This is a genomic window from Sphingobium sp. AS12, assembly GCF_019097845.1.
Taxonomy (GTDB): Bacteria; Pseudomonadota; Alphaproteobacteria; order Sphingomonadales; family Sphingomonadaceae; genus Sphingobium.
The window spans coordinates 144,098-163,748 of the sequence record NZ_JAHRGM010000024.1 but is presented as its reverse complement, the minus strand read 5'-3'; the positions used below and the strand labels follow the sequence as shown (position 1 = coordinate 163,748).

The following is a 19,651-nucleotide window of genomic DNA, read 5'->3' as shown; positions in this document are numbered from 1 at the left end:
GCGAGGAGAATCGTCCATGCGTATCGCCACCTTCAACATCAACGGCACCAAGGCCCGCCTGCCGCGCCTGCTGGAATGGCTGGACGAAACGCGGCCCGACATTGCCTGCCTGCAGGAAATCAAGACATCGGACGAAACCTTCCCGGCCAAGGATATCGAGGACGCAGGCTACGGCGTCATCTGGCACGGGCAGAAGGGGTTTAACGGCGTCGCCATCCTTGCGCGCGGCGAAACCCCGGTAGAGGTGCGGCGCGGTCTGGATGGTGAGCCGGACGATGAGCATAGCCGCTATCTGGAAGCCGATGTGAAGGGCGTGCGCGTCGCCAGCATCTATCTGCCCAACGGCAATCCGCAGCCCGGCCCCAAATTCGATTACAAGCTGCGCTGGATGAAGCGCCTGCGCGCCCGCGCGGCGGAAATTTGGGCGGAGGAAATCCCCGCGATCCTGGCGGGCGACTATAATGTCATCCCGCGCGACGATGACGTCTATTCGGTCAAGGCGATGGCCAGTGACGCGCTGATGCAGCCCGAAAGCCGCGCAGCCTATCGCCGCCTGCTGGCCGATGGCTGGACCGACGCGCTGCGCAGCCGCCATCCGGCGGGCGGGGTGTGGACATATTGGGACTATCAGATGAATGCTTGGCCCCGCGACGCGGGTTTCCGCATCGACCATCTGCTGCTCAGCCCCGCCGCCGCCGACCGGCTGGTCGATGCGCAGGTGGACAAGGAGTTCCGCGGCAGAGAGAAGGCCAGCGACCATGCGCCGACCTGGGTGGAATTGCGGGGGTGAGGGGTGAGGGCGGAAACGGGTGGTTTGGGGGAATGGCAGTTTTCGCTACGTCGGATCGTTAACTTTCGAACCTGTGACGACCACGATCCTACTCTTCCTACCGGTAGCGGAACGCCATTCTGGGCCGAAGGTGACCCGAACGTAGGCAGCATCATTCACGATTTGATCGAACAACGACCCGGTCCAAGCGCCGTCGGCATCTTTGGTATTCAGCGCATTGCGGCAATATGATGGGTTATCGCGTTCGAACTGCGCGAGGGTCGAGGCGAGTCGGCGATATTCTGATCGGATCACATATTGAGCAGCGGCAACGCATGTTGGTCGCGACCTAATATACTGATCTGTGCCTCCAAATGCCGGCATCGTGAACAATGACAAAATGCACAGCAAGCTAAGGCCAACTATGCCTGGCAAAGCAATCCCCCACGCGCTTCGAAATGATGCCGTCATGTGGCACGTCTATCGCGCAGGCAAGTGTCCGCCATTGGTTTCTTGCCCTAAGCCGCCAGTCGCAGGAACGGCACCGGCTGGGTCGAACGTAGCACGATCGGCTTGCCCTCGGACGCTTCGAACAGTTCGCCGTCCAGAATGACGCTGCTGTGATTGCCCTCGATGCGGATGGTGTCGCCCTGTTCCAGATGGATGCCCTGCATCTGGCTCTTGCCGACCCGCTTGAAGATGCTCGCGAAGATCAGGCGCAGCAGGGCGGGCAAATTCTGCTCGACCGCCATCAGCTTCATGTTGCCGCGACGGCTGTCGCCCGGCTGGACGCCCAGCAGCAGCCGCTCCAGCGTGGTGACGATCAGCACGGAGAAGCGCCCGGCCAGCTGCCCGTCACGAATCAGCGAGATGCTGACCGGCTTGCTTGACGGCGGCAGGAATTTCGCCCGGATGCCGAAGATCAGCGAGACCAGCACCGCCATCGCCGTCAGGAAATGGCTAAGGCCATTGGACAGGCCCAGCGGATAGATCTGGTTGCGGCAATAGAGCATATAATCGGCCAGCCCCGCTCCCCCTAAAAACATGCCCAGCACCGGCCGGCTGCCGACCTTGCCATCCGACAGGGCGATCAGTTCGCGCGCGACGACATGGTCGTCCACGCCGGCCTTGGCCAGCGCGACGATCCGCTCCAGCGCCTTGATCGGATCGCCATGAATGCCAAGGTCGAGCGCGATCAGGTTGGTCTTGCCATTGGGCAGCACCGCGATCGGCGGCACCCGACCCTTGAAATGTTCGCCCTGATACAGCTCGGTCAGCGCCGCCTGCACCGTGCCGTCGCCGCCATTGATGACGATGACGACGGGATCGACACGGGCGATCGTCTGGAGCGCGCGGCCAATCTGGTCGACATGCTCCACTTCATAATGGAAGATGTCCGGGTTGCTGGCGCAATAGCTGCGCACGCGCGGCAGGGTCTGGCGGTTGCCCGTGGATTTGGGATTGGACAGGAGCGCGACGCAGACCATGGCTTTTGATCACATATATTTGAGGGTGATAGTGATTTTCGTCACGCCGGGACCGGCATAGAAAGCGGCCTTCTCGACGCCGGGCTTGCCCAGGTTGAAGATGCTGATCGACGGATTGTTGGAAAAACCACCGCCGTCCCGGCTGATGTCCGTTTTGCCATTGCCGTCGCGATCGTGGCGCACGGCAATGCCATATTTGCCCGCCTGCGGCACCGGCACGCAAAAGCGCATCGCGCCATTGGCCGGGCGAACCGGGCTGTCGATACGATTGAGCCATTCGCCCTTGGTCAGCCAGGCGGATTTGGTGGCGGGATAGGACTGAACGCGAACCTTGCCGGTCGCGGCCGCAAAGCCGCGCACATCGACCAGCACGGCGGGGCCATTCCCGCTGCTGGCGCAGCGTTCGAGATCGTTGGCGATTTCCTGGCCATGGGCCATTGCCGGGACGGCTGCGATCATCGCTGCCACCGACATCAGACCCACTGCAACTTTTACCATGACCATTAGACTCCTGGAAGCTATAGCCGCCCGACCGGGTCGGACGGACAGCCCCTGTTCGCCCCGCTACTTTCCCTGATTCCGATATGGGATGGGTTTGCGGCCAAAACATGGTGATGGGACGACGACTTAGAGAATGCTGACCGCCACCGACCGTTATCTCGCCCGCCTGATCGCGGTGCCCATGCTGGGAACACTGGTGATCGCCGCGATGCTGCTGGTGCTCGACAAGATGCTCAGCCTGTTCGATTTCGTCGCGGCGGAAGGCGGACCGGTCAGCGTCGTATGGCGGATGCTGGCCAACATGCTGCCCGAATATCTCTCGCTCGGCATCCCGATCGGCCTGATGCTGGGCATATTGCTGGCCTTCCGCAAACTGGCGCTATCGTCGGAACTGGACGTGATGCGTGGCGTCGGCCTTTCCTACGGACGCCTGCTGCGGGTGCCGTACATGTATGCGATCGCGCTGGCGCTGCTCAATTTCGGCATTGTCGGCTTCGTCCAGCCTTTGTCCCGCCACGCCTATGAGGCGTTGCGATTCGAGCTGCGATCGGGCGCGCTGGGGGCGTCGATCAAGGTCGGCGAATTCACCAGTTTGGGCAAGCGGATGACAATGCGGATCGAACGCAGCCTGGACGAAGGGCGCAATCTGCAAGGGATTTTCGTGCGCGCCGTCAGCCGCGACGGGCAGTCGGTTGCGGTCACCGCAGCGCAGGGCATGTTCCTGGCGACGGACGATCCCGACACGATCATCTTCCGCCTGCGCGATGGCGTGCTGGTCAATGACGCACCCAAATATAAAACGCCGCGAATCCTGTCCTTTTCCAGCCATGACCTGCCGATCGACCTGCCGCAGATCGAAAATTTCCGCGGGCGCGACGTGGACCGGGAAAAGACGATTCCCGAGTTGGTAGTGATCGGCCGTAACCCGGCGACCCCGGAAAAATTGCGCGACGAAGTGCGCGCCAATTTCCACTTCCGCATGGTGGAGGTGGTGATGATGATGCTGTTGCCGCTGGCGGCGCTTGCCTTTGCGATCCCGCCCAAGCGATCGACATCGGCGCTCGGCGTGTTCCTTTCGATCATCTTCATCGTCACCTATCACAAGATCAACCAATATGGCGAAAGCGTCGGTGCGCTGGGCAAGGTGGACCCGATCATCGCTTTGTGGGGGCCGTTCCTGCTGGTGGCGGGCCTGATCTTCTGGATGTATCACGTCATTGCGCACCGCCCCGGCGGCCAGCCGATCGGCGCGCTGGAAGTCGCCTTCGCCAAGATCGGCAAGCAGATCGTGCGCCTGTTGCGGCTGGGCCGCCGACGCCCGCCCGTGGCGGAAGGAGCCGCCTGACCCATGCAATTTGCTTTCTTCCCCTCGCGCCAGATCAGTTGGTATATGGCGCGCCTGTTCCTCACCCGGACACTGGCGGTGCTGGCGCTGCTGGTGCTGGTGTTGCAGACGCTGGACCTGCTGGGCCAGTCGGGCGACATCCTTGCCTATCCCGGCAATGGCGACGCGCAATTATGGCATTATGTCGGCCTGCGCGTGCCGCAGATCGTCGCCCGCTTCCTGCCTTTCTCGGTGCTGCTCGGCACGCTGGTGATGCTGGCGACGCTCAACCAGAATAGCGAGATTATCTCGATGAAGGCGGCGGGCCTGTCCGCGCACCAGATATTGGCGCCGCTCGTGGTGGCGGCGCTGGGCGTGGCGGTGATCAGCTATGCCTTCAACGAACGCATCGTCGCGCGATCCACTGCGGCGCTCAGCGCCTGGCAGGCGGTCGATTATGGCCCGATCCCGCGCGACAGCGGGGTCAAGAGTAACCCCTGGGTGCGCGATGGCAATAATCTGGTCAACGCCGCGATCGTGGCGGGGCGCGGCACGCAGGTGCAGTTGCGCAAGGTCGAGATTTTCAACCGCATCAATAACAGCCTGACCACCATCGTCCAGGCACCGCGCGGCCATTATGACGCGGCGAACAAGAGCTGGCTACTGGAAGATGCGCGCCAGTTCGACGTGGCACGTGGCACGGTGGCCAATGTGGGCACCGTCCGCTTTGGCCGCGACATTCGCCCCGACCAGTTCACCCTGGCGAAGGTCGATCCTGATGCTTTGACCTTTAGCCAGCTTCAGGCGGCGATTTCAGACCTGCATGATGCCGGGCGACCTACGGCGGAGTTGGAGGCCAATTTGTGGCACAAGCTGTCGGGGCCGCTGTCTGCGCTGCTGATGCCGATATTGGGTTCGGTCGCCGCCTTCGGCCTCGCGCGATCCGGCCAGCTCTTCGTCCGCGCCGTCATGGGCATGGCGCTGGGCTTTGCCTATTTCGTCGCCGACAATTTCTCGCTCGCCATGGGCAGCCTTGGCGCTTATCCGCCATTTCTGGCGGCTTGGGCGCCTTTCTTCCTATTCCTGCTGGTCGGGGAAACCGTGCTGTTCAGGACAGAGGAATAGCTTAGCGCGCCGCCATCGTGCTGCGCGCGATCTTGCCGACCAATGGCATCATCCCGCGATAATTGCCGCGATGATAGGGTGATTGCGGGTCGAGCGTGGCGATCAGCTTGCGGTGCGCGGCGGCCAGATTGTGGTAAGGCACGCTGGGCAACAGGTGGTGCAGCGCATGGTAGCGCAGGCCGACCGGCGCCCACAAAGCAGGCAGGCTGCCGGGCGGCGGCACATTGACCGAATCGAGATATTGCGCGGTCACGGTCATCGGATCGCCCTCATTCTCCCACAGATGCGCGACCAGGGTGCGCAACTGATTGATGACGGTCATTGCCGAATGGATCGCCATATAGACAAGCAGCGGCTTCCACCCGAACAGGAACACGCTGCCGACCAGCGCCAGAGCGAACAGGCACGCGCCAGCCTCCTGCCACGCCCACATCCGTGCAAAGGCGCCTTCAGGCGCGCGACGACGATAGGCGGGATTGATCGACAGGGCCGACAATTCCGCCACCACCTTCGCGCGCAGCGGCGGGATGATCAGCGACAGCGGCGTCAGCACGCCAAAGCGCAGGATCAGGCCGACCGGGGCCAGCGAGGCTACAAGGATGAACAGCGGCAGCGACCAGGGCTTCATCAGCGCCAGCGGCAGATATTCCGGGTCCTCCGCCGTGCCGTACCGGGTGCGGGCATGATGCTGGGTATGGACGCCTTCATAGAGGAAGGACGGGATCATCAGCGGGATGCCGACGATCAGGTTCCAGCCCGCCCGGAAACCGGGCAGCGCACCAGCGCGGATATGGGTGAGTTCGTGGATGAAGCTCGCCGCCCGATAGAGCGCCAGCATCGCCACGACGCCGCAGGCGATGGCCAGCGGCACATAGTCGATCAGGATCGCACCCGCCAGCGCACCCCAGCCGATCAGCGCGGACGCCAGCATATCGGGCCAGTAGATGCGCGCATCGGCGGTGGACAGGTCGCGGGTGAGTTCCGCCGCCGCGCGCAGCATCGCCACGTCATCGGGGATGGTCGCCCGCGCGCGCTGCGCGGCGGCAAGTATGGGATCATGCACAGTCATGGCAGGCGTCCTAATCTCCAAATGCGCTGATATCGTGGCAGCACGATGACATTATCTGCCCGATAGCGGGCTGGCGGCGGCCTGTGATTGACAATCCGCAAACAAGCGGCGAACTGCTCCCCTCTTTTGGTGAAAGCGGCAGCCGTGGCACAGAATGATCTGGTGATTACCCCCGTTTCGGGCAAGGGCGACCTCGAGGCCTTTATCGACCTGCCCTGGTCGATCTACGCCAACGACCCTAACTGGGTGCCGCCGCTGAAGGCGGAAATGCACGAGCTGCTGACGCCGGGCAAGAACCCGTTTTTTGAACATGCCAAGGCGCAATATTTCCTCGCCCGCCGCAATGGCCGCGTCGTCGGCCGCATTTCGGCCCATTATGACGAGCTGGCGCTTGCAATGCCGCCGGAACAGGGGATGGGGCCGGGAACGGGCAATTTCGGTCTGTTCGAGGCGGAGGATTCGGCGGTCGGCGCGGCGCTGATCGCACACGCCGAGCAATGGCTGCGCGAACAGGGCATGACCCGTGTGGTCGGGCCGATCTCGCTTTCGATCTGGGAAGAGCCGGGCCTGTTGATTGCCGGGCATGATCATCCCCCGACGGTGATGATGGGGCATGACAGCCCGGCTTATCAGGCGATGGTCGAGGGCGCGGGCTATCAGCCGGTCAAGACGCTCAACTGCTTCGAACTGGACATCACCAAAAGCTTTCCCCCGCTGATCCAGCGGATCGTCGCGTCGGGCCACAAAAATGACCGCATCCGCATCCGCAAGGTCGACAAGTCGAAATTCGACGCAGAAGCGGCGATCATCCTCAATATCCTCAACGATGCCTGGGGCCGCAACTGGGGCTTTGTCCCGATCACCGATTCGGAAATCGCGCATACCGGCAAGAAGCTGAAACCCATCGTGTTCGAGGATCTGATCATGATCGCGGAGGTCGATGGTGAGCCGGTCGCCTTCATGATGACGCTGCCGGACCTGAATGAGGCGATCAAGCCGCTCAATGGCGCGCTGTTCCCCTTCGGCTGGGCCAAGCTGCTCTGGTGGCTGCGCAAGCCCAGGGTGCGGACGATGCGGGTGCCGTTGATGGGCGTGCTGCAACGGTTGCAGGCGTCGCGGCTGGCCAGTCAGCTGGCCTTCATGATGATCGAGACGATCCGGCTGGAAGCGCTGGCCCAATATGGAGCGACGCGCGGCGAGATCAGCTGGGTGCTGGACGATAATCAGGGCATGAACGCGATTGCCGAGGCGATCGGCAGCAAGATCAATAAGGTCTATCAGCTCTACGAAAAGCCTCTCTGATCAATCATCCGCTGGGACTGCGACCTCGATCGCGCCCGGCGCGACTTTTGCCACCACCGGGGTTTTCGCCAGCACTTCGCCGTCGATCGATATGCGCTGGCGCGGGTGGGTGGTCAGGGTGAAGGCCTTGCCGTGAAACTCCTCGGTATGGGCGTCGCGGTCGCGCAGCTTGAAGAATTTGGCGTACCAGTCCCATGCCAGCCGCGGCTTGCTGCGCCCGACGACCGCCTGGATGACGATTTCGCCGGTATCGACATCGGCATTGTCGGACAGCTCAACCCCGCCATGATAAGGGCCGTTGAGGATACGCACTTCAGTCGACCATAGCCGCCATTCCTGCTGCCCGTCGTCAATGGTCAGGCGGAAGGCACGGAACCCCACCGAACATTTGACCGCCCATAGCAGATAGCCGATCCGCCCCAGATAGCGTTTGAGCTTGTGCGGCACCGTCTGGCCGATCATCGGCGAGAGGCCGAGCGAGGCGGCGTTGACGAAATAATCCTTGTCGATCATGCCCAGATCCACCCGGCGGCGGCGTCCGTTGGCAATCGTCGCGACCGCACCGTCCAGATCGAGCGGCAGGCCGAGCGTCCGCGCGAAGCTGTTGGCGGTGCCGAGCGGCAGGACCGCGAACACGCAATCCTTGCCCACCAGCTGATCGACCGTGCCGGACATGGATCCATCGCCACCACCCACAATCACCATCGGCGCACCGTCGGCAATCGCCTTGGCCACGGTTTCTTCCATCAGTTCGGGGTTTTTGATCGCATGAGCGGCGAGCAGCTCGACCCCAGCCTGCTCCAGTTTTGCCTTGGCTTCAGCAAACAGCGCCTCTCCCTTGCGGCTATGGGCGTTGACGATCAGCGCGGCCTGACGCGGCAGAGGGCGGGCATTGGTGCGGGTCGGGGATTTCGTTTCCATGGCACAACAACTCGCGAGAGGCGGTTCGGGTCCGGGGAAACCATATCGCGCCGGATCGTTATCGGATCATGGCCCGTATCGCTCACCTGTCCGACATTCATTTCGGCGCGCATGATCCCAAGATCGTTGACGCTGCCACCGCCTGGCTGGAGGAACGACGGCCCGATCTAGTCATCATCAGCGGGGACCTGACCCAGCGGGCGCGGGTGGAACAGTTCCGCGCTGCATCGGCCTGGCTCAACCGGCTGCGCGCGGCGGGGCTGAAGCTGCTGGTGATCCCCGGCAATCATGACATTCCGCTCTATGACGTGATGCGGCGCTTCGCCGCGCCGCTCGACCGCTACAAACGCTATATCAGCCCGGACCTGTGCCCCTGGTATGAGGATGATGAGGTTGCGATCCTGGGCCTCAACACCGCCCGGTCACTGACGATCAAGGACGGGCGGATCAACCATGACCAGATGGACATGCTGCGCGAACGCTTTGCATCGGTCGCCAGCGCCAAGACGCGCATATTAGTGACCCATCATCCCTTGTTCGCCATGCCGATCGGCCGGGGCGGGGAGCTAAGCGAGGCGGTCGGCCAGCATGATGATGCCGTGCAGGCGGCGCGCGAGGCGGGCGTGCATCTGGCGCTCGCGGGCCATTTCCATCGCACCTATGCGCAGGCCGCGCGCAAGATGGTGGAGAAGGCGGGCGGCGCGCTGATCATACAGGCAGGCACCGCGACATCGACCCGCCTGCGCAACGCCGAACCGCAAAGCTTCAACTGGCTGCATGTACTGCGGCATGACGAGATGGAGTTGCAGGTGATCGTGTGGGACGGCGCAGGGTTTCAGCGGGCCAGCCATGTTGAATATCGGCATGACGGGGCGGACTGGACGTCACGAGACTTGGCGGATGGGCCGACGATCGGTGAGGTCGTGGCGTGAAGGACTGCGTCCCGATTACGATACAAATTTTTCGGGGTAGCTGCTACCGTTGGCCTGACCTAGTCCGTGGACATTATGGACACGCAGAGGACGGATATGGGCTGGGCGCTGACCGAGAAGGAGAAGCAGACGCTGCGTCTGATCGTTCGCGGTCATGACGCGAAATCAGTCGCTCGGAATTTGGGCCTTTCCGTCCATACGATCAACGAGCGGTTGCGCGATGCGCGGCGGAAAATGGCGGTATCGAGCAGCCGGGAAGCGGCCCGACTGCTGCTAGAGGCAGAGGGCGGCGGTGCGGGGCCATCCCCCGATTATCTGGGGGACAAGGAAATCCGGGCAGACGCGCCGGATAGTTCGATGGATCAAGACAGCGCGCCGATCAGCGGCGCGGGGCGGCTCACCCGTCCTTTCTGGATCATCATCGGAGTAGCTCTCATGACGCTTGCCCTTGGCCTGTTGGCGCTCACCGCCATTCCGCAATTCGCATCTGCCCCTTCGTCACAGGCACCGGTCGCCGCCAGCACTGCGCGGAACCCGGCGGTGGTGGATGCGGCGCGTCGATGGCTGGCGCTGGTGGACGAGGGGCGTTGGGACGAAAGCTATCGTGGCACCACTACGTCCTTTCGCCAGTTGAACACGGCAAAGGTCTGGGCCGACACCTCGGAAAAGGTGCGCGTGCCTTTGGGCGCGGCACTATCGCGTATTTTGGTCAGTCAGGAAAATCTGCCTGCGCCGCCCGCTGGTTATGAAGTGGTGAAATTCCGCACCCGCTTCGCCAACAAGGCGGAGGCGATTGAGACGGTCAGTCTGGATCGGGAGGATGGCGGCTGGCGCGTGGCAGGCGTCACGATCGAGTGAAGCGGCGCGGGAGGGCGGGCGTTACCCCGCCTTCCCCTTCAACGCTGCGGCCAGCGATACCGTCGCGCTGCCGCGTCGGGCTGGCGCCGCCTGGCTGGGGTCGGGTTTCCAGCCGGAGAGATAGACGATCGCGATCTGCTCCGCCGTGCGGCCATCCGGGTCGGCGGCATCGGCAAAATGGGCGGCGGCACTGATCAGCGCGTCGCGGCGCAATGCGGGCGGGCGGGCCGTCAGTATATTGCCCGCGCCCATGCCGCGCAGGTCGTGCATCAGGCGCAGCAGGTCGCCATAGCGCACGCTGAGTGTTTCGCCGTCCGCCACCGGCATCGCGAAACCGGCGCGGCTGAGCAAGTCGCCAGCCGATCGCACATCGACCTGCGGGTGGATATGCTGGCCCGGCCGGTCGCCTTCGCCCGCCATCAGCGCGGCGCGCAGCCGGGGCAGGCTGCCTGCGCCGGTGAAGGCCGCGAGCATCAGTCCGTCGGGGCGCAGCACCCGCCGCATCAGGATCAGCGCGCCGGGCAGGTCATTGACGCTGTCGAGCGTGCCGCAGGCGATCACCAGATCGAAACTGTTATCGGCAAAGGGCAGGGCATCCTCATCCCCCTGCACCCCGCCCCCCTGGACCCCGCCATTTGCGCGTGCGGCAAGGAAACCGGGGTCGATGCAGGCGACCCGCTTGCCCATCGCTTCCAGCGCTCCCCTGGCGCTGCCATCGGGGCAGCCGATCACCAGCGCTTCGGGCAAATCGCGCTGTACATCGCCCAACCGGTCGAGCAGTTCGTCGAGCATGGCGCGATAGAGAAAGTCATGGGCGGCGAAATCGGTCAGCATCCGGTCCCGCCGGATGCTGCGCAAGGATCGGTCGAAGATGTCGGGGCTGCTCATGCCGGGCCTTGTGCAACGGGCGGGAAGGGGGAACAAGGCAGATGATGCCTTTCCTGCCGCTTCTCAAGAGCGCGATCCGCCCCGCGCTCGATTATGGGTTGCCGCCGCGTTGCCCCGGTTGCGGGGCGATCGTGGGGGAGGATCATGGTTTCTGCCTGTCTTGCTGGGGCGGCATGGAATTTTTGGGCGAACCTTGCTGCGCGCGTTGCGGGATCCCCTTTCCGCATGACATGGGGGATGGGTCGGCGTGCGGCGCGTGCCTGGCCGATCCGCCGCCCTTCGACAGCGCGCGGGCGGTGCTGGCCTATGGCGATGTGGCGCGCACGGTGGCGCTGCGGCTGAAATATGGGCGGCGCATCGGTCTTGCCCGGCTGGTCGCGCGGCAGATGCTGCGCCATGTGCCGGTGGCGGGCGATGACCCGCCGCTGATCGTGCCGGTGCCGCTGCATCGCTGGCGATTATGGGGGCGGGGGTTCAACCAGTCGGCGCTGATCGCGGAACATCTGGGGCGGCTGACAGGACTGGCGGTGGACAAGCACAGCCTGTTGCGGGTCAAACGGACGGTGCCTTTGCGCGGTATGCATCCGGGCCAAAGGGCCAAGGCAGTGCGCGGGGCGTTTGCGCTGGCGGACGGGCATGGGCTGAAGGGGCGGCGCATCCTGCTGATCGACGATGTGCATACCAGCGGCGCGACGGCGGCGGCCTGCACCCGCGTTCTGAAGCGCGGCGGGGCGGGCGAGGTGCGGCTGCTCTGCTGGGCGCGCGCCTTGCCCCGCGAAGGCGTCGATTGACAAAGCCGCGATAAGCCCCAATTTCAGGGAATAAGGAGTGACGACGGACAGATGGCAAAGGTCGAAATCTACACCAAGGCATTTTGCGGCTATTGCGCGCGGGCAAAAGCGTTGCTGACCGACAAGGGCGTCGCGTTCGAGGAATATGACATTAGCATGGGCGGGCCGAAACGCACCGAAATGCTGGAGCGCAGCCGGGGCGGCAGCACCGTGCCGCAGATTTTCATCGACGGCCAGCATATCGGCGGCAGCGATGACATGGCGGCGCTGAACCGGCAGGGCAAGCTCGACCCGCTGCTGGGCCTGTGACCGCCATGCGCGCTGCGCTGTTCCAGATGACCAGCGGCATCGACCCTGCCGCCAATGCCGCCGCGATTGTCGAGATGGTGGAGCGGGCCAAGGGCGAGGGGGCGGACATGCTCTTCACCCCGGAAATGGCGGGCTATCTGGACCGCGACCGCCGCCGCGCCGCCGCGACTTTGCGGTCGCAGGCGGACGATGGCGTGCTGGCCGCCGTGCGCGAGGCCGCGGCGAGACATGGCCTGTGGGTCCATATCGGATCGCTGCCGCTGAAGGACGAACGCACCGACGGCCGCTGGGCCAATCGCAGCTTTTTGATCGATGATACAGGCGCGATACGGGCGAGTTATGACAAGATCCACCTGTTCGACGTCGATCTGGCGACGGGAGAAAGCTGGCGCGAATCGTCGGTCTATGGGCCGGGCGAGCAGGTGGTCGCGGCCGATACGCCATGGGGGCGGATGGGCTTTTCGATCTGCTACGACATGCGCTTTCCCGACCTGTATCGCGCATTGACCAATGCCGGGGCGACGATCCTGCTGGCGCCAGCCGCCTTCACCGTGCCGACGGGTCAGGCGCATTGGCACGTCCTGCTGCGCGCCCGCGCGATCGAGGCGGGTTGCTTCGTGATCGCGACCGCACAGGTCGGCGCCCATGCGGACGGGCGCGTCACTTATGGCCATAGCGTAGTGATCGACCCGTGGGGCGAAGTGCTGCTGGATATGGGCGATACGGCAGGGCTGGGGCTTGTCGATATCGACCTGACGCGGCTAGGGGATGTGCGGGCGCGCGTGCCCGCCATCGCCAACCGCCGTGTCATTCCGCAGGAAGTGCAAATTTCGTGATCGTGTTCGACCTGAAATGTGAAGGACAGGGCCATGTGTTCGAAGCCTGGTTCGGCTCCAGCGCGGACTATGTCGACCAGCAGGCGCGGGGCCTTCTGACCTGCCCGATCTGCGGTGACGCCCAAGTGGTCAAGGCGGTAATGGCTCCCGCCGTCGCGGCCAAGGGCAACAGTCGGGCAGTCGCGGTGCAGGATGCGCCGACGCCCGACGTTCCCGTCGCAATCAGCGCGGGCGACGCGGCCAAGATGCGCGCGATGGTCGATGCGCTGGCGCAGGCGCAGAAAAAGGCGCTGGAAGGCTCCACCTGGGTCGGGCGCGGCTTTGCCGAACAGGCGCGCGCCATGCATTATGGCGAACAAGCCAATAGCAGCATCCATGGCGAGGTCGCCCCGGCGGAGGCGAAGGCACTGATGGAAGAAGGCGTCCCGGTCGCGCCGCTGCCTTTTCCGGTCATCCCCCCCGAAGCGAAGAATTGACCGCGTCGCCCGCCCATAATAGAGGCCAATCCGTGGGCACCCGTAGCTCAGCAGGATAGAGCATCAGATTCCTAATCTGAGGGCCATGGGTTCGAATCCCGTCGGGTGCACCACCTTTTTCATTTATGCCTCCTTTTTCAATGGCTTGCCGCTCTGATTGGCTAACCGTTTGCGAAGGTTAGCCATCAACATCGCGCCAGCTTCGTCCGAAAGTGACTTTTGATCAGCCGCCGCTGTGTAGCGCGCGACCTCGCTATCGGTCGTGTGACCGGTCCAAGATTTGATTTGCTGATTGGAGCAACCCGCCTCCGCGAAGCGTCGCGCAGCTGCCTTGCGAAGGCCGTGGGCGCTGCATTCGGTTAGACCGGCATCGTCGCACCACTCGCGGATTTTGTTGCCAAACCCCTTGCGCGTGAAGGGGCGACCGAAGCCGTTGACGATGAATACCATCGCGCGGGAAGGGGTCGCCAGGATCGACGCGGCCAGCGGCGGCAGAATGGGCAGACTGACCGTCACGCCGGTCTTTTCCTGTGTGAGGGTTATGCGCTTGTCGCGGACATGCCCCGGTCCCAGCAAGCGAACGTCGCCGCCGCGCTGGCCGGTGAACAGCAGCAGGTCGAACGCAAGGCGCGCCATCGTGCCGATCTGGTGCGTCGCCTCATAGGCGGCAATCTCTGCCTCGCTCCAGGTATGAAAGCCGCCCCCTTCGACCTTGAAGGGGCGCGTAGCATCGACGGGATTGGTTTTCGCCAAGCCCTGCCGAATCGCGAATTGCATGAGTGCCTTTAGGCGCTTGCGGAGCATGTTTGCCGATGTCCGGTGCGGAAGCATGTCGGCCATCATCTTCTCGACGTGACGCGCCTGCAGGTCTCGCACCAGCGCCTCGCCATAGCGCCTGCCGCTGGACGGCTTTTGCTGCCGCCAGCGCTCCAGCACCCCGCGATACACGGTCCGCGTGCGTTCGCCAGGATCGAGAAAGTCGGGCGACCGGTAATAACGGGCTATCAGGTCGTCAAAAGTGCCGGGCATCGCCCTATCAGCGCCAGGATCGACCGCAGGCGCGGCTATGCCCTCGAGGCAGGCCGCATATTCTTGCCGGAATGCTTCTGTCCCCGGCGCGGCCTTGAAGGCATAGGTAACGAAGCCCTTGCGACGAAAGCGATAGCGCGGCTTCCCGTGCCGGTCGCGATACTCGCTAACCCATTCAGGAAGCCAACGCCGTTTCATGTGCCTTGGATCTCATCGAATGAATTGGTGGTTGCGGCGCGTGCCTGGCCGTCAAACAGAACTTCGATCAAGCCAGCCGGGTCAAAACGAACGCCGGTTGGCTTCAATCCGGCCGCGACAGCTGCCTTTAAGGCGCGTGTCGCGTCGGCTTGTTTGAATGTAGCGCGGCGTGCGGCCATGTTCAGCGCGCCCCCGCTGCATCCCACGCGATCGCGCAGATATTCTCCCACTGAAACACCACAACGGAGGCGGCGGGCATGCGCTCATCCTGCGGCAAACTGTCTTGTGCGAGCCATTTCCCAGTGCTGTCTTGCCAAACCATCATTATGCCGGTGGCGTTGCAAAATCCGTATCCCAATCGCCAGTCAGGCCAGCGGTCAAAAGGAAATATTTCGGCTGCCTTCGTCGCGCGCGCCTTTAGATCGGGCGCGCGCGATTGCCACTCAGGCTGGCTGTCATAAGCTTCAAAGACTTCCTGCGCTGGCAAGCCATAGCGAAGGCCATCAGCATGTAACAATTCATCGAAGCTGAAGGAAAAATCTTCAAACAAGGCTACGCAATCACGGATTTTCATCGTCAAAGCACGCATCGCCGCGACATTCAGATGGCAATTCCGTGCCTCGCGTAAAAATGCGGTCAGCATGACCTCGATCCTAGGAAAACGACGATGCTTGCGGTCACCTACTTCGATGCTTCGTATCAATCCATCGCGCAGCCAAGACCCCAAAAGGATCGTATCAACACCTGCAAGAGTGCATGTTTGTCCCCGGCTGAAAAGTGCGCGCTCAGTCATGATGATTGAATTAGAGCACACTTCTCCATTTGTAAATAGAGCAATGCGCTCTAATTCTGTCAGGGGCATCACCGGCACCCCATATCCCTGCGCCGCTGGCGCTCAGCGTCGATCTCGTTAAGCGGCCCCAATGTCTGATCGACGCCATAGACCGGCAAAAGGCGATAATAGTCCTGTCCCTCTGCCGCCTGCGGTTCGTCCTCGACATTGCCGCCAGGCCAGTCGTCCTCTTCATCATCGCTGTCGGGTTCGGCGTCGGGGTCGTGTAACGGAATGTCATATCCGATCCGACCTAGCGAAAACATGCGCGCGCAGTCGTCCCATGCGGCGCAGCAATCTTCATCGTCATCCTCCCGATCGGGGTCGCCATCCGCCGCGTCGAGCATGGCGATCAGAAATTCAATCTGATCCTCGATCGCGCGACGATTCGCGGGCGACCAAGGCAGGGGCGATGCTACGGGGAAAGGGAAATGCATGCTCATCGGGCAGCCTCCCACATGCTAATAAGGTGATCAGCGTCACGCAAAACTAGATCGATGACCGCTGGATATTCATCATCACCATCCAGCACGTCCATTTCGCCTGTTTTGATGTAGGTGAGCTTGGCCCGTAGTGCTGTCAGGGTGGCAATAGGCGCAGCCATCATGGCCCGCTCTGCCTCCCTATGAAGCGCGCCCCAATCATTCATTTCCTCATCCGACATGTCAGATGACGTCGTTTTGAAACTCGCCTCCCATGCCGCATCGATCTTGATCCTGTGCGCGTGCAGCTGCCAAAAATGCGCGTCCGCTTCATCTGTGCGAGCAAAGAGAGGTTTCCGCCCTTCCGAAATGGAAGGGGATAGCGCGTGAACGGAGGGCACTGCCGCAATTTGGGAAATGGCCAAGGCAGCGAGTGCCTGGCGGCGGCTGATAGGGTTGGCATAGGCGGATTCCGCCCGTAGAGGGGAGTGAGCCACGATCGATCTCCTGGATCGGTTGACGGTTAGAGCCGGGCGGAAGTTGGTAGCTTCCGTTCGGCTCGCCTTTCTGGTACGCGTTAACCATGACAGATGCAATAGCTGGTACGCGAAAAAGGGGCAGACCGCCGACCGGCTCTGTTTCGATCCATCTTCGGCTTGAACCCGACCAACTAGCTGCACTGGACGCTTGGATTAAGCGCCAAGAGGGCGGGCAGCTGTCACGGCCGGAAGCGATCCGTCAAATACTAGATATTCAAATGAAAGATAAACAGTGAGTAACTGGGTTTGCTCATATTGCCAACGCGCGCAAGTGGCTGTTGGTCAAAACATATCGATTTCCGATTCCGAGATAGACATACGTGGTCTCGATATTGGAAGAGTAGGTTTGTCTTTTATTGCTATAGGCTGTGCCAATGCTGAGTGTAGGAAATTGACACTTTCCGTTTCAGTTAAAACTGCCGCATTTGATGGTTACGGACAGTATAATAAAGTTGTCGGTGATCCGATATATTTTTGGAACTTGTTGCCGGAAAACAATGCTAAGCCGCAGCCTGCCTATATTCCAGAACCAATTGTTGAGGATTATGTCGAGGCATGCAGAATTCGAAACCTAAGCCCGAAAGCATCGGCAACACTGTCTCGCCGGTGCCTTCAGGGCATGATCCGGGATTTCTGCGGTATTTCCAAGGCACGACTAATAGACGAGATAAACGAGTTAAAGCGTCGGGTGGACGAAGGGAAAGCTGCTCCCGGCGTTAATTTCGAAGCGGTCGAAGCGATCGATCAGGTGAGGGGCATCGGCAATATCGGTGCACACATGGAAAAAGACATCAACCTGATCATTCCGGTTGATGCCGATGAAGCCCAACTTCTAATTCAATTGATCGAAATGCTGTTCGAGGAATGGTATGTTGCTCGCCACAGCCGCCAGCAGCGCCTTGCACGCATTGCCAGCGTGAGTGATGAAAAGAAGGCAGCGATCGCTAACGCTCGCGCCGGACAGAATGCCCTTGCTCCGCCGACGGTCAATCCTTCCGAAAACGCACCTGAATAAGCATAGGAGGGACAGACTTTCGCCTGCCCCTCCTACTGCCGTGCTGCGCGATTGAACCAATCAGCCCACGCTAGGCATCCGCCAGGCATCGCACTTATCGCTATCGGCCGCACGGCGTCGGCCTCGGGAGTCGGCGGACTTATTCGGCGGAGACCCGCAGCAACTTGATAGCTTCACTGTTCAGAACGGAGCCATGAACCCGTTTGCGGAAATACCATTTGATGATCCCCTTCGTGGTGTAAGGGTCGCGCAGCACATTCAGCTTAGTGCGGTCGCCGATCACGTAGCCGCGTTGCCAATTGCCAAAGGCGAGCGGCGTAGCGTCCGCAACAACCGGGTCCATATGTTCCGCCTCCAGCACAGGATAGCCCAACAGCGTTCCTGGCACACCATCGGTCAATGACGGGATGAAGAGCGGGCGGCCAAGTTCATCCCTGAGCTGGGTCAGATAGGAAATCATCTCGGTTGCGGCGAGCCATGCCACGCCAGGCGCCTGTCGGTAACCGGCCTTCATGCTGAAAATCATCTTCACCAAGAGCGAGATCATGTCAGTGGAAAGGGACGCAGGGTTTCCGGTCGGGATATATTGCAGGGTGCCCACTGGACGCGCGCCGTCGGCCTGCGTCGTGGGGATGCGATCCGGTGCAAGGAAACCGGCTGGTTTCTTAATCCCGTTGCCCCGGATGAACGCTTCGCTCTCGCTTTCCGCGAAAGCGTCGACCACGTTTTCCTCCAGGAACTGGTCCATGTTGATGATCGCATCCTCTACCACTTCTTCGCTCGCAGCGGGTAGGGCGTAGAGGGTGCCACCCGGCGGATTGACGGTCGCCAGTTCAGGCGTCTCTGTTTCAGTGCGATCCTCGGTTTCACCGACCCATCCGGCCGTCGCACCCCGCGCGTTTACGGGCAGTACGACCTTGGGGCTGGATATGAAATCAACCACCCGACAAATGCGGCGCAAAGGCGACTGGCGCAGCACTAGGGTCTCGATCTGCGCTGCTATGACCTCCGGCACCAGATAGCCTCCATCGGGGTCGCTATTTTCACGCATGGCCGAAGTCACCACGCCTCGCATGATGTTGGCCAGGCTGTCGCGGGCATCGCCGCTGCAACTCAGGTTCCGCATATCCGCCATGCCGAAGCTCGAAGGGGCGATGCCGTCGACGCTGCCTGCCTGCTGGTGACCAGGGCGGGATATGCTGCCGCCACGCGCTACGGCGGTTCGTATTGGCTGCTGGCTTTGCGAGCGCTGGAGCGCCTGCACGGCGTCGTTGATGGTGGTAATCTGTCCCTCGAAGCCGGAAAGTGCCGCGTCAACGCTATCGGTATGCCTGCGCAGCAGTTCTTCAATTTCGCTCATGTTCAGTCCTTTTTGAAACGGGCCAGTCTGCTGCTGGCGGTGGTAAGGATGGTGGAGAGGGCTTCATCGGCCTGTCCGTCGCTGGTATTGATCGCGCGCCAAGCGGCGCTGGCGGCAATTTTTGCTTTGCGCCCGGACATGCCTGTGTCGCGGAACAGCTCTTCAATCTCGCGTGGTCCATCAAGCGAATTGACCTGAAGGATGGTCGTGCCTTTGTTCGCCGGGACGCTTACAAGGCTGATCTCGACAAGATCCGCCTCCGTGATGACCTCGCCCGCAACGTCGCCGGCGGATCGTCCAGTCGGGCGGACAACCTGGCTTTTGATGTGAATTGCACCAGTCGATAGGCTCTGGATCGCCTTAGCTTTGACAAGGGCATAGGCCTCTGCACCGTCGCGGGTCGATCGCTCGATCGTTCCTTGCACGTACATCTTGTTGCCCTGCGACTGGATCGACCTCCATGCACCGACCGGGCGATTCAAGTCGTGATGTAACAACATGGCGGGCATCGTCCCGGCCGCCATATGTGTCGCTACAGACTTGTCGAAGGCTCCGGCTGCATAACGCCGCCGGTTTCGGTTCAACTCACCGTCGTCGAACGCGGCAATGCCCATCAGGGTGCCAGCATCATCAAGACTTGAAATTGTAATTGGGAAATTCATGCGCAT

At 62.0% G+C, this 19,651-nt stretch carries 23 protein-coding genes and 1 tRNA gene; 12 read left to right on the top strand and 12 right to left on the bottom strand.

Annotated features, from left to right (window positions below; genetic code table 11):
• Positions 1–16 precede the first annotated feature (16 nt).
• Positions 17–790 carry an exodeoxyribonuclease III gene (gene xth, locus KRZ98_RS09680; protein ID WP_217673352.1) on the top strand — a complete coding sequence of 258 codons (774 nt, stop codon included), beginning with the start codon at positions 17–19 and terminating at the stop codon, positions 788–790.
• A gap of 497 nt (positions 791–1,287) precedes the next feature.
• Here xth and KRZ98_RS09675 read toward each other — a convergent pair whose 3' ends face one another.
• Positions 1,288–2,256 carry a diacylglycerol kinase family protein gene (locus tag KRZ98_RS09675; protein WP_006963431.1) on the bottom strand — a complete coding sequence of 323 codons (969 nt, stop codon included), beginning with the start codon at positions 2,254–2,256 and terminating at the stop codon, positions 1,288–1,290.
• A 9-nt stretch (positions 2,257–2,265) separates the two neighbouring features.
• Positions 2,266–2,760 (bottom strand): DUF2141 domain-containing protein, encoded by a 495-nt coding sequence (locus tag KRZ98_RS09670; RefSeq protein WP_217673351.1) that lies wholly within the window; start codon positions 2,758–2,760, stop codon positions 2,266–2,268.
• A 130-nt stretch (positions 2,761–2,890) separates the two neighbouring features.
• On the opposite strand from KRZ98_RS09670, the gene lptF reads away from it, so the two are divergent.
• On the top strand, positions 2,891–4,102 hold the full coding sequence (gene lptF, locus KRZ98_RS09665; protein WP_217673350.1) for an LPS export ABC transporter permease LptF: 1,212 nt from the start codon (positions 2,891–2,893) through the stop codon (positions 4,100–4,102).
• 3 nt (positions 4,103–4,105) lie between these two features.
• Complete coding sequence (lptG, locus tag KRZ98_RS09660; RefSeq protein ID WP_217673349.1) at positions 4,106–5,206, top strand: LPS export ABC transporter permease LptG; 1,101 nt, start codon at positions 4,106–4,108, stop codon at positions 5,204–5,206.
• A gap of 1 nt (position 5,207) precedes the next feature.
• Here the strand turns inward: lptG and KRZ98_RS09655 are convergent, their stop codons facing one another.
• Positions 5,208–6,275, bottom strand: a complete 1,068-nt coding sequence (locus KRZ98_RS09655) for a fatty acid desaturase (RefSeq protein WP_217673348.1) — start codon at positions 6,273–6,275, stop codon at positions 5,208–5,210.
• Between the two features lie 144 nt (positions 6,276–6,419).
• Between KRZ98_RS09655 and KRZ98_RS09650 the strand changes: the two genes are divergently transcribed.
• Entirely contained in the window at positions 6,420–7,577 is a 1,158-nt protein-coding gene (locus KRZ98_RS09650) for an N-acetyltransferase (protein WP_217673347.1), read from the top strand.
• Here the strand turns inward: KRZ98_RS09650 and KRZ98_RS09645 are convergent, their stop codons facing one another.
• Entirely contained in the window at positions 7,578–8,498 is a 921-nt protein-coding gene (locus KRZ98_RS09645; protein ID WP_217673346.1) for a diacylglycerol kinase family protein, read from the bottom strand. It abuts the gene before it with no gap.
• Positions 8,499–8,566: 68 nt separating this feature from the next.
• On the opposite strand from KRZ98_RS09645, the gene KRZ98_RS09640 reads away from it, so the two are divergent.
• Both KRZ98_RS09640 and KRZ98_RS09635 read left to right on the top strand, forming a co-directional pair.
• Entirely contained in the window at positions 8,567–9,430 is an 864-nt protein-coding gene (locus KRZ98_RS09640) for a metallophosphoesterase (protein WP_217673345.1), read from the top strand.
• Positions 9,431–9,505: 75 nt separating this feature from the next.
• A complete protein-coding gene (locus tag KRZ98_RS09635; RefSeq protein ID WP_254798225.1) occupies positions 9,506–10,288 on the top strand; it encodes a DUF4019 domain-containing protein in 783 nt (260 codons plus the stop codon).
• Between the two features lie 21 nt (positions 10,289–10,309).
• Here KRZ98_RS09635 and KRZ98_RS09630 read toward each other — a convergent pair whose 3' ends face one another.
• Entirely contained in the window at positions 10,310–11,176 is an 867-nt protein-coding gene (locus KRZ98_RS09630) for a class I SAM-dependent methyltransferase (RefSeq protein ID WP_217673344.1), read from the bottom strand.
• A 41-nt stretch (positions 11,177–11,217) separates the two neighbouring features.
• On the opposite strand from KRZ98_RS09630, the gene KRZ98_RS09625 reads away from it, so the two are divergent.
• The 5 genes from KRZ98_RS09625 (at position 11,218) to KRZ98_RS09605 (ending at position 13,701) form a co-directional block, all read left to right on the top strand.
• Complete coding sequence (locus tag KRZ98_RS09625; protein WP_217673343.1) at positions 11,218–11,967, top strand: ComF family protein; 750 nt, start codon at positions 11,218–11,220, stop codon at positions 11,965–11,967.
• 51 nt (positions 11,968–12,018) lie between these two features.
• On the top strand, positions 12,019–12,276 hold the full coding sequence (gene grxC, locus KRZ98_RS09620; protein WP_217673342.1) for a glutaredoxin 3: 258 nt from the start codon (positions 12,019–12,021) through the stop codon (positions 12,274–12,276).
• A gap of 5 nt (positions 12,277–12,281) precedes the next feature.
• Entirely contained in the window at positions 12,282–13,112 is an 831-nt protein-coding gene (locus KRZ98_RS09615) for a carbon-nitrogen hydrolase family protein (RefSeq protein ID WP_217673680.1), read from the top strand.
• Positions 13,109–13,588 carry a DUF1178 family protein gene (locus tag KRZ98_RS09610; RefSeq protein WP_217673341.1) on the top strand — a complete coding sequence of 160 codons (480 nt, stop codon included), beginning with the start codon at positions 13,109–13,111 and terminating at the stop codon, positions 13,586–13,588. The genes KRZ98_RS09615 and KRZ98_RS09610 overlap by 4 nt, the downstream gene beginning before the upstream one ends.
• 36 nt (positions 13,589–13,624) lie before the next feature.
• Positions 13,625–13,701, top strand: a tRNA-Arg gene (locus KRZ98_RS09605).
• 10 nt (positions 13,702–13,711) lie between these two features.
• Here the strand turns inward: KRZ98_RS09605 and KRZ98_RS09600 are convergent.
• From KRZ98_RS09600 to KRZ98_RS09580, 5 genes are read right to left on the bottom strand one after another with little or no spacing between them, the layout of a single operon-like run.
• Positions 13,712–14,815 carry a tyrosine-type recombinase/integrase gene (locus tag KRZ98_RS09600; protein ID WP_217673340.1) on the bottom strand — a complete coding sequence of 368 codons (1,104 nt, stop codon included), beginning with the start codon at positions 14,813–14,815 and terminating at the stop codon, positions 13,712–13,714.
• Positions 14,812–14,994: a hypothetical protein gene (locus KRZ98_RS09595; RefSeq protein ID WP_217673339.1), complete on the bottom strand. Its 183-nt coding sequence runs from the start codon at positions 14,992–14,994 to the stop codon at positions 14,812–14,814. The genes KRZ98_RS09600 and KRZ98_RS09595 overlap by 4 nt, the downstream gene beginning before the upstream one ends.
• 2 nt (positions 14,995–14,996) lie before the next feature.
• Complete coding sequence (locus KRZ98_RS09590; protein ID WP_217673338.1) at positions 14,997–15,677, bottom strand: hypothetical protein; 681 nt, start codon at positions 15,675–15,677, stop codon at positions 14,997–14,999.
• Positions 15,677–16,090 carry a hypothetical protein gene (locus KRZ98_RS09585; protein WP_217673337.1) on the bottom strand — a complete coding sequence of 138 codons (414 nt, stop codon included), beginning with the start codon at positions 16,088–16,090 and terminating at the stop codon, positions 15,677–15,679. Before KRZ98_RS09585 ends, KRZ98_RS09590 begins: the two co-directional genes overlap by 1 nt.
• Complete coding sequence (locus KRZ98_RS09580) at positions 16,087–16,566, bottom strand: hypothetical protein (RefSeq protein WP_217673336.1); 480 nt, start codon at positions 16,564–16,566, stop codon at positions 16,087–16,089. Before KRZ98_RS09580 ends, KRZ98_RS09585 begins: the two co-directional genes overlap by 4 nt.
• A gap of 433 nt (positions 16,567–16,999) precedes the next feature.
• On the opposite strand from KRZ98_RS09580, the gene KRZ98_RS09575 reads away from it, so the two are divergent.
• Positions 17,000–17,623, top strand: a complete 624-nt coding sequence (locus KRZ98_RS09575) for a DUF4145 domain-containing protein (protein ID WP_254798224.1) — start codon at positions 17,000–17,002, stop codon at positions 17,621–17,623.
• Positions 17,624–17,762: 139 nt separating this feature from the next.
• Here KRZ98_RS09575 and KRZ98_RS09570 read toward each other — a convergent pair whose 3' ends face one another.
• The gene (locus tag KRZ98_RS09570) at positions 17,763–18,983 is read right to left on the bottom strand and encodes a phage major capsid protein (protein WP_217673335.1); all 1,221 of its coding nucleotides are present in this window, start codon (positions 18,981–18,983) and stop codon (positions 17,763–17,765) included.
• Between the two features lie 2 nt (positions 18,984–18,985).
• Positions 18,986–19,651 (bottom strand): HK97 family phage prohead protease, encoded by a 666-nt coding sequence (locus KRZ98_RS09565; protein WP_217673334.1) that lies wholly within the window; start codon positions 19,649–19,651, stop codon positions 18,986–18,988.

What these genes read in the sequence shown, in the direction of transcription:
- xth (WP_217673352.1), top strand. Translation starts at nt 17, where the DNA reads ATGCGTATCGCCACCTTCAACATCAACGGCACCAAGGCCCGCCTGCCG.
- KRZ98_RS09675 (WP_006963431.1), bottom strand. Translation starts at nt 2,256, where the DNA reads ATGGTCTGCGTCGCGCTCCTGTCCAATCCCAAATCCACGGGCAACCGC.
- KRZ98_RS09670 (WP_217673351.1), bottom strand. Translation starts at nt 2,760, where the DNA reads ATGGTCATGGTAAAAGTTGCAGTGGGTCTGATGTCGGTGGCAGCGATG.
- lptF (WP_217673350.1), top strand. Translation starts at nt 2,891, where the DNA reads ATGCTGACCGCCACCGACCGTTATCTCGCCCGCCTGATCGCGGTGCCC.
- lptG (WP_217673349.1), top strand. Translation starts at nt 4,106, where the DNA reads ATGCAATTTGCTTTCTTCCCCTCGCGCCAGATCAGTTGGTATATGGCG.
- KRZ98_RS09655 (WP_217673348.1), bottom strand. Translation starts at nt 6,275, where the DNA reads ATGACTGTGCATGATCCCATACTTGCCGCCGCGCAGCGCGCGCGGGCG.
- KRZ98_RS09645 (WP_217673346.1), bottom strand. Translation starts at nt 8,498, where the DNA reads ATGGAAACGAAATCCCCGACCCGCACCAATGCCCGCCCTCTGCCGCGT.
- KRZ98_RS09640 (WP_217673345.1), top strand. Translation starts at nt 8,567, where the DNA reads ATGGCCCGTATCGCTCACCTGTCCGACATTCATTTCGGCGCGCATGAT.
- KRZ98_RS09635 (WP_254798225.1), top strand. Translation starts at nt 9,506, where the DNA reads ATGGACACGCAGAGGACGGATATGGGCTGGGCGCTGACCGAGAAGGAG.
- KRZ98_RS09630 (WP_217673344.1), bottom strand. Translation starts at nt 11,176, where the DNA reads ATGAGCAGCCCCGACATCTTCGACCGATCCTTGCGCAGCATCCGGCGG.
- KRZ98_RS09625 (WP_217673343.1), top strand. Translation starts at nt 11,218, where the DNA reads ATGATGCCTTTCCTGCCGCTTCTCAAGAGCGCGATCCGCCCCGCGCTC.
- grxC (WP_217673342.1), top strand. Translation starts at nt 12,019, where the DNA reads ATGGCAAAGGTCGAAATCTACACCAAGGCATTTTGCGGCTATTGCGCG.
- KRZ98_RS09615 (WP_217673680.1), top strand. Translation starts at nt 12,282, where the DNA reads ATGCGCGCTGCGCTGTTCCAGATGACCAGCGGCATCGACCCTGCCGCC.
- KRZ98_RS09600 (WP_217673340.1), bottom strand. Translation starts at nt 14,815, where the DNA reads ATGAAACGGCGTTGGCTTCCTGAATGGGTTAGCGAGTATCGCGACCGG.
- KRZ98_RS09595 (WP_217673339.1), bottom strand. Translation starts at nt 14,994, where the DNA reads ATGGCCGCACGCCGCGCTACATTCAAACAAGCCGACGCGACACGCGCC.
- KRZ98_RS09590 (WP_217673338.1), bottom strand. Translation starts at nt 15,677, where the DNA reads ATGCCCCTGACAGAATTAGAGCGCATTGCTCTATTTACAAATGGAGAA.
- KRZ98_RS09585 (WP_217673337.1), bottom strand. Translation starts at nt 16,090, where the DNA reads ATGAGCATGCATTTCCCTTTCCCCGTAGCATCGCCCCTGCCTTGGTCG.
- KRZ98_RS09570 (WP_217673335.1), bottom strand. Translation starts at nt 18,983, where the DNA reads ATGAGCGAAATTGAAGAACTGCTGCGCAGGCATACCGATAGCGTTGAC.
- KRZ98_RS09565 (WP_217673334.1), bottom strand. Translation starts at nt 19,651, where the DNA reads ATGCGCATGAATTTCCCAATTACAATTTCAAGTCTTGATGATGCTGGC.